The organism is Pseudoalteromonas sp. P1-11 (assembly GCF_001399995.1).
Classification (GTDB): domain Bacteria; phylum Pseudomonadota; class Gammaproteobacteria; order Enterobacterales; family Alteromonadaceae; genus Pseudoalteromonas; species Pseudoalteromonas atlantica.
Genome location: NZ_LJSP01000007.1, coordinates 59,596 through 72,988 on the forward strand (window position 1 = coordinate 59,596; position 13,393 = coordinate 72,988).

Sequence of the window (13,393 nt, forward strand, 5' to 3'; positions counted from 1 at the left end):
TACCACAATTAATAACTATACTAATGAACGCTAAAAAAGCGTGATCCTAAACCTCTAATTTATTTAAAACGCATTAAACTATCTAAATGTTAACTGAACCTGTGGGAAATTAGTGAATATTTATTCATTGCTTTGGTGCTTTACGTTTACGTAAAGGGTATTGCTTTAACGCCTTTGTTTTTACAAAATGTTAAAATTGACACCAGTGTCATGAAAAAATAACGCGCAAATAAGCGCTAAATGTTAAAACTTATGGGTGAAAAAGAAATCTTGCCTTGAAGTGAGAAATATTCAAGAATGTGAATATGTATTCAAAATAATATTGACTCTATTTACTATAGAGGCTAGTTTTGTGCGTCTGTTAGCAAATCGTCGAGCAGTTCATTCACGTTAACAGTGCAGCAAGGGAGGGGTCTATGTTATACGACTCAACATTAGAAAAAGATAATTGTGGCTTTGGCTTAATAGCCCAAGTAAATGGTCAAGCTAGTCATCGGCTTATTCGTACAGCTATTACTGGACTTGATCGCATGCAGCACCGCGGTGGTATTTCTGCCGATGGTAAAACAGGTGACGGCTGTGGTTTATTACTACAAAAACCTGACAGTTTTTTCCGTGCTATTGCAAGTGAGCATAATTGGCACTTAGGTAAAAATTACGCCGTAGGCATGGTTTTCTTAAATTCAGATCCCGTTTTAGCACAAGCTGCAAAACAGGTTTTATGTGAAGAATTAGAACAAGAAACACTTAAAATACTCGGTTGGCGTGAAGTGCCTACTGACCCTTCAATGCTAGGGCCAATTGCGACACAGCAATTACCTGGTTTTGAGCAAATTTTTGTTAGTGCGCCTGAAGGTTGGCGTTCTAAAGATTTAGAGCGACGTTTATATGTAGCACGTCGCCGTGCAGAAAAGCGTTTAGCAGAGGATGAGTCGTTTTATATTGCGAGTTTATCGGGGTTAGTGACTATCTATAAAGGCCTTATGATGCCTGCAGATTTGCCTAACTTTTATTTAGACTTAGCTGATATTCGTATGACCAGCGCTATTTGTGTATTCCATCAGCGTTTTTCTACTAATACTCAGCCGCGTTGGCCTTTAGCACAACCATTTAGGTATTTAGCGCATAATGGTGAAATTAATACCATTGAAGGTAACCGCCAATGGGCTCGTGCACGTTCGTATAAGTTTTCATCGCCACTTATTCCTGATTTACAAAGTGCAGCGCCGTTTGTAAACGAAACTGGCTCTGACTCTTCAAGCTTAGATAACATGCTGGAGCTGTTTTTAGCGGGTGGCATGGATTTATTCCGTGCTATGCGTATGCTTGTGCCACCTGCATGGCAGAAAAACCGTGCTATGGATGATGACTTACGCGCATTTTACGACTTTAACTCTATGCACATGGAGCCGTGGGATGGCCCTGCGGGCATTGTTATGTCTGATGGGCGTTTTGCAGCCTGTAACCTTGACAGAAATGGCCTGCGTCCAGCGCGCTATGTTATTACTCAAGATGGCTTTATTACACTTGCCTCTGAGGTAGGGATTTGGGATTACACTGCAGATGAAGTGGTTGAAAAAGGCCGTGTAGGACCAGGTGAGCTGTTAGTAATTGATACTAAATTAGGCAAAATTTGGCACTCAGACGAAATCGACCAAGATTTAAAATCGCGTCATCCTTATAAGTCATGGCTTGAAGAAAACGTTAAACGTTTAACCCCGTTTGAAGAGCTTACCGAGCAAGATGCGGGTAATCGCTCATTTGATGACGAAACACTTGTTAAATACCAAAAAATGTTTGGTTACACTAACGAAGAGCTCGATAGTGTTATTCGCGTAATGGGTGAAAACGGCCAAGAAGCAACAGGCTCTATGGGTGATGACACGCCATTTGCAGTACTAAGCGAAGGGCATCGTTCATTGTACGATTACTTCCGCCAAAAGTTTGCGCAAGTGACTAACCCGCCAATCGATCCGCTGCGTGAAAACCACGTAATGTCACTGGCAACGTGTATTGGTAGTGAGCAAAACGTATTTAATGAAACCACAGGCCACGCTAAGCGCCTACAGTTTGATACGCCAATTTTAATGTATGCAGACATGCAGCAGCTACTTAATGCCGATGACGAGCATTACAGCTACTGTAAAATTGATATTACATACACAGCAGAGGAAGGTTTAGAAAAAGCGGTTGCACGTATTTGCGACGCTGCACAAGAAAAAGCAGCAGCCGGCTGTGTAATGCTTATTTTATCTGACCGTAACTTTAGCGAAACCCAATTACCAATTCCTGCTGCTATGGCGGTAGGTGCTGTACAAAAACGTTTAGTAGATAATAACTTACGTTGTGAGTCTAATATTATTATTGAAACGGGTAGCGTACGCGATGCGCACCAATTTGCCGTATTACTTGGTTTTGGTGCAACCGCAATTTACCCATACCTTGCATACGAGTCACTGGTTGCGATGAGCGACAGTAAAGTGATTGATAAGTCGTACTGCGAAGTGACGCTTTCGTACCGAAAAGCCATTAATAAAGGTTTGTACAAAATTATGTCTAAAATGGGCATAAGTACAATTGCATCGTACCGTTGTTCAATGCTTTTTGAAGCGGTTGGTCTATCTGATGCTATGGTAGACATGTGCTTTAAAGGTGTGGCAAGTCGTATTAAAGGCGCCTGTTTTAGCGATTTTGATATTGATCAGCAAAAGCTACATAAACTTGCTTTTAGTAAGCGTAAATTACTGAGCCATGGCGGTTTATTAAAATACGTTCACGGTGGTGAATACCACGCTTACAACCCAGATGTTATTCAAACGCTACAAAAGGCCGTACGTTCAGGCGATTATAAAGACTACGCAGCCTATGCTGATTTAGTTAATAACCGTCCTATTGCAACGCTGCGCGATATGTTAGCGCTTAAATTACCTGAAAAAGGCATTAGCATTGATGATGTTGAGCCGGCTGAATTTTTATACCAGCGCTTTGACTCTGCAGCTATGAGTATTGGTGCACTTTCGCCTGAGGCGCATGAAGCGCTTGCCATTGCAATGAACCGCTTAGGCGGGTGTTCAAATTCTGGTGAAGGCGGCGAAGATAAGCTGCGCTACAACACCGAGAAAAACTCACGTATTAAACAAGTTGCCTCGGGTCGTTTTGGTGTAACGCCACACTACCTTCGTAATGCGGATGTAATTCAAATTAAAGTGGCGCAGGGTGCTAAACCTGGCGAAGGCGGGCAGTTACCAGGCGAAAAAGTAACGCCGTATATTGCAAAGCTTCGTTATTCGGTACCCGGTGTAACATTAATTTCACCACCACCGCATCACGATATTTACTCAATTGAAGATTTAGCCCAGCTAATATTCGATTTAAAACAAGTAAACCCAGAAGCGATGATATCGGTGAAGTTAGTATCTGAGCCGGGTGTAGGCACAATTGCCACAGGTGTAGCTAAAGCGTACGCCGACTTAATTACTATCTCAGGTTACGATGGTGGTACCGGTGCAAGCCCATTAACGTCAGTTAAATACGCGGGTAGCCCATGGGAGCTTGGCCTTGCAGAAACCCAGCAAGCGCTTGTTGAAAATGGTCTTCGTCACCGTATTCGCCTGCAAACAGATGGTGGTTTAAAAACAGGTTTAGATATCATTAAAGCCGCTATTTTAGGTGCAGAGAGCTTTGGCTTTGGCACAGGCCCAATGGTGGCGCTGGGTTGTAAATACTTACGTATTTGTCATTTAAATAACTGTGCGACCGGTGTTGCAACGCAAGATGAAACACTTCGTCAAAAGCATTACCACGGCTTACCAGAAATGGCGATGAACTACTTTAAGTTTATAGCCCAAGAAGCACGTGAAATTATGGCAAGCTTAGGTATTGCTAATCTAACTGACTTAATTGGCCGTTTAGACTTATTAGAAGCGATTGAAGGTAAAACAGCGAAGCAAAAGAAAATAGATTTATCGTCTGTAATTGCTCAGCCAAATAACCCAACGGGCGAAACCTTATTTTGCAGCGCACCAAATAGCTCGCATTATTTAGGTGAACTTAACGAAACGTTACTAGGTAAAGCGCAACAAGCGATTGATACCTCATCGGGTATTTCGCTCGTGAGCCGCATATGTAATACAGACCGTTCAGTGGGCGCAATGCTGTCGGGTTACATAGCTTCTAAGCACGGCAATCAAGGTATGGCTGCAGATCCAGTATCTATTGAGCTACATGGTACAGCAGGGCAATCATTTGGTGTTTGGAATGCCGGTGGCCTAGAGATGACCCTTATTGGCGATGCAAACGACTACGTGGGTAAAGGCATGGCAGGCGGTAAGCTTGTTATACGTCCACCACTGGGGTCATCGTTTGAAAGTCATAAAGCGACTATTGCTGGTAACACATGTTTGTACGGTGCTACGGGTGGTAAGTTATTTGCCGCAGGCTGTGCTGGTGAGCGTTTTGCAGTGCGTAACTCTGGCGTGCAAGCCGTTGTTGAAGGCGTAGGTGATAACGGCTGTGAATACATGACTGGCGGCGTTGTATGTGTGCTAGGTAATGTAGGCGTTAACTTTGGTGCGGGTATGACAGGTGGTTTTGCTTATATTTTAGATGAGCGAAGTGACTTTGAAAAACGCATTAATCCAGAGCTTGTAGAAGTAGTAACACTTGATGATTTAAGTTCGCACCAAGAGCATCTGCGTGGCCTAATTGCCGAGCATTTAGAGCTAACGGGTTCATGTCGAGCAGAAACCATTTTAGCTAATTTTGAACTGTACTTACCTATGTTCAAACTAGTTAAACCAAAATCAAGTGATGTAAAAAGTTTACTCGGGCACCGCGCTCGCAGTAGCGCAGAACTTCGTGTTCAAGCGCAATAAGGGGGCAGTATGAGCGAAAATGTATATCAATTTATAGACGTGCAGCGTGTTGATCCGCGCAAAAAACCAATCTCGTCGCGTAAAAAATCTTTCGTGGAAATTTACGAACCCTTTTCTGAGAATCAGGTAAATTCACAAGCTGACCGTTGTTTAGATTGTGGTAACCCTTACTGTGAATGGAAATGCCCAGTGCATAACTACATTCCGCAGTGGTTAAAATTAATTAGAACTGGCCGTATTTTAGAAGCGGCTGAGCTTTCTCATCGTACAAACAGTTTACCTGAAGTGTGTGGACGCGTATGTCCACAAGACAGGCTGTGTGAAGGTTCATGTACGCTTGATGAAGAGTTTGGCGCAGTAACGATAGGTAATATTGAAAAATACATTACCGATACCGCATTTAAAATGGGCTGGAAACCAGACATGTCATACGTGACATGGACGGATAAAAAAGTAGCTATTATTGGTGCGGGTCCGGCTGGTTTAGGGTGCGCAGATATTTTAGTGCGTAACGGTGTAAAGCCAGTGGTTTTTGACCGTCACCCAGAAATTGGTGGATTACTTACTTTTGGTATCCCTTCTTTTAAACTTGAAAAAGAAGTAATGCAAAAGCGCCGTGAAATTTTCACCGAAATGGGTGTGGAATTTAAGCTAAACGTTGAAGTGGGTGTAGATATCACTATGGACGAAATTTTAGCTGACTACGACGCGGTATTTTTAGGTGTAGGTACGTATCAGAGTATGCGTGCTGGTCTTGAAAACGAAGACGCGCCAGGCGTACACGACGCACTGCCATTTTTAATTGGTAACACAAATCGCGTTATGGGTTACGATGAAAAAAACCAAGCGTGCATTGATATGGCCAATCAAAAGGTTGTGGTACTTGGCGGTGGTGATACCGCGATGGACTGTGTGCGAACGTCTATTCGCCAAAACGCAGCTAAAGTAACTTGTGCTTATCGTCGTGATGAAGAAAATATGCCTGGCTCTAAGCGTGAAGTTAAAAACGCTAAAGAAGAAGGTGTAAACTTTACCTTTAATGTACAGCCAACGGGTATTGTACTTGATGATAATGGCCATGTTGCAGGCGTTAAAATGGTTAAAACACAACTGGGTGAGCCTGATGAAAACGGCCGTAGCCGAGCAGAAGTTGTACCAGGCTCTGAGCACGTACTTGAGGCAGACCAGGTTATTATGGCGTTTGGCTTTAAACCACACAAAATGGACTGGTTAGAAAAGTATGATGTAGAAATTAACCACTGGGGCGGCATTAACGCACCAGAGCAAGGTGAATTTACTCATCAAACAACTAATCCGAAAATATTTGCAGGTGGCGATATAGTGCGAGGCTCTGATTTAGTGGTAACGGCTATTTTTGAAGGGCGTAACGCTGCTGAAGGTATTATGGATTATTTAGAGGTTTAATTATTTGTTCTTCTAAATAATTTTAAAAGCAAGCCAAGTGGCTTGCTTTTTTGTTTGTTTTATTCGAATGTTATGTCAACGTAATTAGTAACGAACGGTACTATATTAATATCACCAACTGCGTAACTTTCTTTTGCGACGCCTTCGGTTTTTACTTTCATGTAGTAATTACCAGAAGGAACTACCTTGTCGTAATGATTTGATCTTGTTTCGAGCCAAATACGGTTGTTTTGAGCGTCAACTACCCAGCCTTCAGGGCTAATTTCATGCATGTATGCTGAACATTTCACTTGTCCCACGCGTGGGTGTAAACATTTATTGATTGCGACTCTAGTTTGTTTGTTTGGGTTAGCTGCCGTTTTTATTACTTGGATTTGGCCATAGTCTCTAGACTCTTTAGTTGCTTCATGGGGGTAAACTTTTGTTTGGGTAGTGGTATAAGAGCTTTGATTAGATGATGTTATTGATTGGTTTGTAGAACTTGATACACCATTTACAGCGCCGTTAATGCCATCTTTTACAGCTCGGGTAATATCATTACTTTTGCATCCTGTTAGCACTATTAGTGCAGGAATAATAAGAGTAAACTTATTCATTTTTAATCCTTAAAGTTATTGTTCTATCCTATGTTTCATTATTTTCAATGAAGCGTGTAATTACCATGGAATCCTACAATACAATAACCGTACTCATCCCTGATTAAGGTAAATAATGACCAAAAAATCTTCTTTTATCAAGCCTAAATAGTTAAACTTAAAGTTAATTTAATTTCAAAATTGTTTTATCAGAACATAAAAAATACATTTATTCTTTTGTTCTATGAGCGATAATTGATCATCAATTTAAGCGCTGTATTAAAGCTCGTTCTGTTCAAAAATTGAGTTTGCAAGAATAAAGATTGTCCAACTCAAGGGAGGGTGAATCATGATGCCCTCTAATCTAATAGCCTAAATAACTGCTCCGATATTATTTTATGCTATAGTGCTAAATACTTGCTTTTTATTACATATTATCAAATAAAAAAGTATTAAAGCTTTACTGTTAATCAATAATTAACGTGTAAATCTTGCTTAAAGTACTATTTCAGTACAAACTTGCTGCTAACTTCTTTTTTAAATCCTCGGAAAATGAGCTTTTAAAGCTCGCTTGCAAATAAAAAATAATAATATGAATGCATACTCAGACAACAGAGAAAGAAAGCTAATTGTTCGCTTTTTTTCGACCATCGGATTTATAGCTACCTTCGCTATGGCGTGTAATGCATTGTCTAATGCTGATGTAGTGCTTGGTATTATGCTGCTAGTTTCAGCTGGTTTTTATGCGTGGGCTTTTAGCCTTTACCGCGCAGTCGAAAAATCAGCGACCACCATTTTATATAACCTTTACTGTTTAATGCTGTATTTAGTGATCTCGGGCGGAGCTGAAGGTACTGGGCCAATTTGGATATTTATTGTATCACCGGTGACTTACTCTATTAGAGGCCTTAAAAAAGGAACATTTGATATTGTTGCCTTTTTATTTGCCGTGATCGCCGGCTTTATTATTACAGATAACTTTAATATTTATGATTATCAGCCTGAAGCACTCCCACTAAGGGTGGTCATTTCTTTTATTATTGTTGCTTTATTAAGTGGTTTTTATGAGCGCTCACGCGAAAAATACAACGAAAAAATAGTCGCGCTGAGTCAAAAAAATGAGCGCCTTGCCACAATAGATCACTTAACTGATTTACCTAACAGACGTTTTATGATGAAAGAACTTGCTGAGCTTAAACATCTTCATAAAAAAACTAAGCAGCCGTATGTAATTTTGCTAGCTGATGTTGATAATTTCAAAAACATTAATGATAACTACGGCCACGACTTTGGTGATGAAGCGTTAACCCAACTTGCCAATATTTTAAAAAAGAGCATGCCAAAGCAAGGTATTGCTTCTCGGTGGGGCGGTGAAGAGTTTTTTATTGCACTACCAAACAGCGACAAAGATCAGGGGCAAAGTATTGCAGAAAAAATTCATGCAGAATTACAAAAAAATCCAGTGCGCATGAATGGAAAATCGGTGGTATTAACTATAAGTATGGGGCTTGTGCAAAGCCAGTTAGATACAACCATAGCCCAAGAAATAAAGCTTGCCGACGAGCGATTATACAAAGCAAAAGAGCAAGGTAAAAATAGAACTTGCTCTTAACGCTTGTGTTAGTTAATCCATAGAAAAACTATCAAGGTTGGGGCGGCTTTTACTTTTTCGCCGCTGTAAACTTAAATAGCACATTGCACTGCACAGTATCTGTGCTAATAAAAGTAACCATTGGTTATTAGCCACTATGTTGCCAATAATAAACCACTGCCAAACACTCACCGTTACTTGATAAACCAATATAAGTTTTAAAAAGCTAAAGAGTTTTAGCTTAAATTCTGCGTGCTTAAACTTACTAAACCCAATAAGCAAAAAGCTCAAAACAACAAGTAGCCACCCAGTAACATGGCAAAAATTTATCAGCATGCTTTGCATTTAAAACGTCTCTCCACTGTTGTAGAAAAAGTATAACTTAGGCGTGCGCCATAATAAGCTCTTTAGCATTTGCTTTAGCGGTTTTACTTATATTATCGCCACCAAGTAAGCGTGCAATTTCATTAATACGGCCGTCTTTATTTAGGCTGAGCATTTGAGTAAAGGTCTCGCCTTGTGCTATTTCTTTTGCTACAAAAAACTGCTGATGCGCACTACTTGCAACTTGGGGTAAATGGGTTACACAAATAACCTGTGTTGATTTTCCTAGTTGGCGTAGTAACTTCCCTACAGAGGAGGCGGTAGGACCTGATATACCTACATCCACTTCGTCAAAAATAAGCGTTGGCGTTGTCACTTTTTGGGCAATGATCACCTGTATGGCAAGGCTAATACGCGACAGCTCACCACCTGAGGCCACTTTAGCTAAAGGTTGTAATGGCTGCCCAGGATTAGTAGAGACCAAAAACGAGACGCTATCAAAACCTAATGCATTGGGTTGGCGCTCAGCTTCTTGGGTAAGCTGAATTTCAAAGACCCCATTTTCCATCGATAAATTAGCCATGCTTTCACTAATTAATTGATTTAATGTATTAGCATATTTATGGCGACTTTCGCTTAGCTGATCACTGGCGTGCTGGTATGCACTTAGCGCATTAGTTATTTCATCGTCTAATTGCGCCAAACGTGAGCTATTGTTACTAATTGATTCTAGTTCTTGTGTTAAACCTTGATGAAACTCAACCAGCTCTTGAGGCTTTATATGATGCTTACGGGCTAAGTCCATCGCGCCACTTAAGCGTGCTTCTACTTCTGTTAATCTAGCAGGGTCTAAGTCGGCTTGCTCTGCGTAGTTTCTTACTTCTCTGCTTGCTTCTTCAACTTGCACTGCGGCTTCATCTAATAATGCAGCTACACTTGCTAAGCTTTCGTCATAATTTGCAAGCTCGGCAAATTGTTGAGCGCTGTGTTGCAGCATTGAACAGGCATTTTGCTCATCACTTTCGTATAAATGCTGAAGTTCGCGCTGGCAGGCTTCTAAAATGGTTTGACTGTTACTTAGCTTGTAATGTTCGGCTTCTATTTGTTCAAACTCGCCGTCTTGTAAGGCAAACTCATCTAATTCGGCAACTTGGTATTCGAGTAATTGTTTTTGAGCGGCTTGTTGTAATTGCTGTTGCTCAAGCTGTTTAAATTCTTTTTGCAGGTTTGCATATAATTTAAAGCTTTGGCTAACCGCTTTTACTAGCTGATTATGGCCTGCGTAGGCGTCTAGCAGTTGCAGCTGGTGTTCAGCTTTTAAAAGGTGCTGATGAGCATGCTGTCCGTGTATAGAAATTAAATACTGTCCCAGCTCTTTAAGTTGAGCTGCTGTAACAGCGCTGCCATTAATATAGCTTTTGCTGCGGCCATTTTTACATACAACGCGTCTAAGTAGGCATTCGTTGTCGTTACTCGTTAGCATGTGTTGTTCTAAAAATGCTTTAGCAAGAGGAAGGGCAGTTAAATCAAATTGTGCGCACACTTCTGCTTTATCTGTGCCAGGGCGAACCGCCGACGCTTCAGCGCGCTCGCCTAAACACAGTGAAAGTGCATCAATGGCAATCGATTTACCCGCGCCGGTTTCACCCGTGATCGCCGTCATGCCGTTATGCCACTCAGTGCTTAAGTTACTTACAATTGCAAAATTTTTAATTTCTAAACCAATTAACATACTGTTCATCCATCCAGTGAATTAACTGTTAATTTATACAGTGTTTAGGTTTTTTGCAAATTAATTTTTTACTTTTTAAGCAACGCTCGCATTTAGAGAAAACTGACTATCAGAGTAAGTACTTTCATCAGAAGGGGTTTCGTCAGTATTTTCAAGGCTTTCGCTTGGGTTTACAGGTGTGTCAGTTTTAATTTGTACAATCAATGAGGGTAAAATTTCGTGATAAAACGCTTTATTATATAGTATGCCTTGTTGGGGTAACTCACTCACAAAGTACTGTATATTATCTTGTAGCGCTTGGGCGTTTTCACTTTGCAGTGCTTTTTGAAACTCTATCGAAAGCGTGCTCACTAAGCTGTCGCTAATATCTTCTAAATGTTGCAGGTTTTCATCAGTATGGGGCTGAACCACAAAAAAATTGGTCACAATTGCCTGTATTTGCGCTACATACTTAGGTCTTATTATTTTAGCTTCTAATAAGCTATTAAGCTTGGCTTTTAGGCGAGTGCTTACTTGGGCAACACGTTCGTTAAATTGTTTTTTCTTGATTTCTAATGCTTTTTTTCTATTGTTTTCAATTCTAATATAAACGCCAAGCAATGTGATAAGTAGTAACAAAGCAAAGATAACAACGTAAGTCATTGCTAGATATTCCTAGTTTAATTAATTTTTATTTGTCTTGTATTTTGCGCTAAAGCACTACGCTTGGCAATAAAATTAGTATAAACGGCTGCCCCAATTAAGTTTAGTACGTAAAACGTTGTAGTAAGAGTAGTTTTTTGGGTGAATTAAGCGCAGTTTTCTGTCGGCTTTTTTAATAACCACTTCATCGCCGGGTAAAACGGCAAGCACTACATGGCTGTCGCAACTGACTTGTAAGCTGTCGGTGTTCTCAAGGCTTAACTTTAAGCGTACTTCGTTATCGGCATCAACCACTAAGGGTCTACTTGATAATGTATGCGGAAACATAGGCACTAACGAAATTGCATTAAGCTCAGGTGTTAAAATGGGCCCGCCACCCGATAAAGAATAAGCTGTAGAGCCGGTAGGGGTTGATACAATTAAGCCATCAGAGCGCTGAGAAAACACAAAGTCATTATTAATAAAAGCTTCAAACTCAATCATGTGGGCAACTTTGTCGGCGTGTAGAACCGCTTCGTTAACGGCTGAATTCGCACTTTTAAGTTCGTTATGGCGGTATACTTCTACCTCGAGCAAAAAGCGTTTTTCTTCTAAATATTCACCGCTTAACACTTGCTCTAGGCTACCTTCAAAGCCCTCTGGGTTTAAGTCGGTTAAAAACCCTAAATTACCTCTGTTTACGCCTATTACAGCTACGTCAAAGCGTGCCAGTACGCGAGCAGCACCAAGCATATTGCCATCACCCCCTACAACAATAGCAAGGTCGGCTTGCTCGCCTAAGCTAACAAGGTCAACTTGATGAGTATCAGGGACATCCGATAACTGCCCACCGGTGCGCTTTTCTACAATCACGGTAAAGCCAAGAGCCGATAAAAAAGTATGTAAACGCTGTAACGTAGCCGCAGCTTTAGGGTGGTTTGGTTTACCTATAAGGCCAATAGTTTTAAACGGTGAGTGCATAACGGCTGCAATAAAAAGTAATAATATTTTTGTAGGGTAACTCAAAACAGAAGTGTTTGAAAACACAGATTTACCAATATGATAATGATTCAATTACGCCTGTATATTGCCAAGCTCACCTAAGAGCTGATTATTGGCTCAACAGATTAAATTACCCCTTTAATTTTTGTATTTAATGCTTAAAAATAGTTGCAGCAGTGTTTTATTGTAATGCATGCAACAACATATTCACTTAAAGCGTGCTTTAGGCTTGAATTTGTTTTAACTGCCCCGATATCTCTTTCATGCAACAAGATGTAGATAACATGAATATAAACCCGCGAGATCAACAAATTTTTTCAGCAGTGATGAGCCTTTATTGTAATGGTGAAGGGTTACCCGTTCCATCAACAAAAATAGCGAAGCAAAAAGGCATGGCGGTTTGTTCTGCCACGGTACGAAATGCTATGGCGCGACTTGAAAAAGTAGGCTTGTTATATTCCCCTCATACATCGGCAGGGCGTGTGCCTACAAACCAAGGATTTGATTATTGGTTTGATGAGTTTTTTCCGTTAGCTGAAATAGCTAATTACTGGCAGCCAAAACAAGCACAACTTGTGGAGCTGGCCCATGGATTAAGTAAAAAGTATCAAGTATGTTGTTGTGTAGGCTTACCCCAAGCAAGCTCACAACAAGTGTTTAGAGTAGAAGTACTTGAGTTTGATTCTAACGATTGGCTTGTACTGCTAATAGATAGAGCAGGGCAAAGCCACAATATTTGTATCAACAAACCTGATGATTCCTCAGATGCTGTGCGTTATCAATTTGCAACTTGGTTAAACACAGTATTTAGCCAACAAACCTTAATGGAAGGTTTGTACAGAATGCAAGCAATGGCAAACACCGCACCGCGTAATTGCCATGACTCACTGACACAGTGGACGCGCCAGCTTAGTCATAAGCTTGGATCAGATAACAGTATTGTAGTAGGCGAAAACTATTTATATAAAAAGGTCGATTGCGAGCAAAGCTTAAATATTGGCGTTTCATTTTTAAATTTTGTCGAAGATAAACTCGCATTTAAAAACGGTGTATCAGTTTTAAACACTGAAAATTTACCGTTTACAGAGTGCAATGAGCTGATAGTAATTAGTGTGCCGTACTTTCAAAATCAAGAGTATCAAAGCCGTTTTTGCGTAATTTGCCCTAAATCGGCGCAAATTGAACAATTAATCCAAGAATTTAAATTATTAGAGCCATCTAACTCTTGAATCTTTTTATTCAATCCCCA

The 13,393-nt window shown here is 40.5% G+C and carries 8 protein-coding genes; 4 read left to right on the forward strand and 4 right to left on the reverse strand.

Annotated elements, in window-relative coordinates; all coding sequences use genetic code 11:
* The first annotated feature begins 416 nt into the window (after window positions 1–416).
* Together gltB and AN390_RS13395 are read left to right on the forward strand one after the other, a co-directional pair.
* Window positions 417–4,874, forward strand: coding sequence for a glutamate synthase large subunit (gene gltB, locus AN390_RS13390; protein WP_055255017.1), 4,458 nt, complete (start codon window positions 417–419; stop codon window positions 4,872–4,874).
* 9 nt (window positions 4,875–4,883) lie between these two features.
* Window positions 4,884–6,299, forward strand: coding sequence for an FAD-dependent oxidoreductase (locus tag AN390_RS13395; RefSeq protein ID WP_004588108.1), 1,416 nt, complete (start codon window positions 4,884–4,886; stop codon window positions 6,297–6,299).
* A gap of 59 nt (window positions 6,300–6,358) precedes the next feature.
* On the opposite strand, the gene AN390_RS13400 is transcribed toward AN390_RS13395, so the two are convergent.
* Window positions 6,359–6,895, reverse strand: a complete 537-nt coding sequence (locus AN390_RS13400; protein ID WP_055255019.1) for a hypothetical protein — start codon at window positions 6,893–6,895, stop codon at window positions 6,359–6,361.
* A gap of 571 nt (window positions 6,896–7,466) precedes the next feature.
* Here AN390_RS13400 and AN390_RS13405 point away from each other — a divergent pair.
* Window positions 7,467–8,486, forward strand: coding sequence for a GGDEF domain-containing protein (locus AN390_RS13405; protein ID WP_236695101.1), 1,020 nt, complete (start codon window positions 7,467–7,469; stop codon window positions 8,484–8,486).
* 361 nt (window positions 8,487–8,847) lie between these two features.
* Here the strand turns inward: AN390_RS13405 and recN are convergent, their stop codons facing one another.
* The 3 genes from recN to nadK form a co-directional block, all read right to left on the reverse strand.
* Window positions 8,848–10,521 (reverse strand): DNA repair protein RecN, encoded by a 1,674-nt coding sequence (recN, locus tag AN390_RS13415; protein WP_024033375.1) that lies wholly within the window; start codon window positions 10,519–10,521, stop codon window positions 8,848–8,850.
* Between the two features lie 75 nt (window positions 10,522–10,596).
* Window positions 10,597–11,163: a hypothetical protein gene (locus AN390_RS13420; RefSeq protein ID WP_055255023.1), complete on the reverse strand. Its 567-nt coding sequence runs from the start codon at window positions 11,161–11,163 to the stop codon at window positions 10,597–10,599.
* 75 nt (window positions 11,164–11,238) lie between these two features.
* A complete protein-coding gene (gene nadK, locus AN390_RS13425) occupies window positions 11,239–12,123 on the reverse strand; it encodes an NAD(+) kinase (protein ID WP_004588103.1) in 885 nt (294 codons plus the stop codon).
* 284 nt (window positions 12,124–12,407) lie between these two features.
* Between nadK and AN390_RS13430 the strand changes: the two genes are divergently transcribed.
* Window positions 12,408–13,373, forward strand: coding sequence for an HrcA family transcriptional regulator (locus AN390_RS13430; protein WP_031289855.1), 966 nt, complete (start codon window positions 12,408–12,410; stop codon window positions 13,371–13,373).
* The last annotated feature ends 20 nt before the right edge of the window (window positions 13,374–13,393 follow it).

What these genes read in the sequence shown, in the direction of transcription:
- gltB (WP_055255017.1), top strand. Translation starts at nt 417, where the DNA reads ATGTTATACGACTCAACATTAGAAAAAGATAATTGTGGCTTTGGCTTA.
- AN390_RS13395 (WP_004588108.1), top strand. Translation starts at nt 4,884, where the DNA reads ATGAGCGAAAATGTATATCAATTTATAGACGTGCAGCGTGTTGATCCG.
- AN390_RS13400 (WP_055255019.1), bottom strand. Translation starts at nt 6,895, where the DNA reads ATGAATAAGTTTACTCTTATTATTCCTGCACTAATAGTGCTAACAGGA.
- AN390_RS13405 (WP_236695101.1), top strand. Translation starts at nt 7,467, where the DNA reads ATGAATGCATACTCAGACAACAGAGAAAGAAAGCTAATTGTTCGCTTT.
- recN (WP_024033375.1), bottom strand. Translation starts at nt 10,521, where the DNA reads ATGTTAATTGGTTTAGAAATTAAAAATTTTGCAATTGTAAGTAACTTA.
- AN390_RS13420 (WP_055255023.1), bottom strand. Translation starts at nt 11,163, where the DNA reads ATGACTTACGTTGTTATCTTTGCTTTGTTACTACTTATCACATTGCTT.
- nadK (WP_004588103.1), bottom strand. Translation starts at nt 12,123, where the DNA reads ATGCACTCACCGTTTAAAACTATTGGCCTTATAGGTAAACCAAACCAC.
- AN390_RS13430 (WP_031289855.1), top strand. Translation starts at nt 12,408, where the DNA reads ATGCAACAAGATGTAGATAACATGAATATAAACCCGCGAGATCAACAA.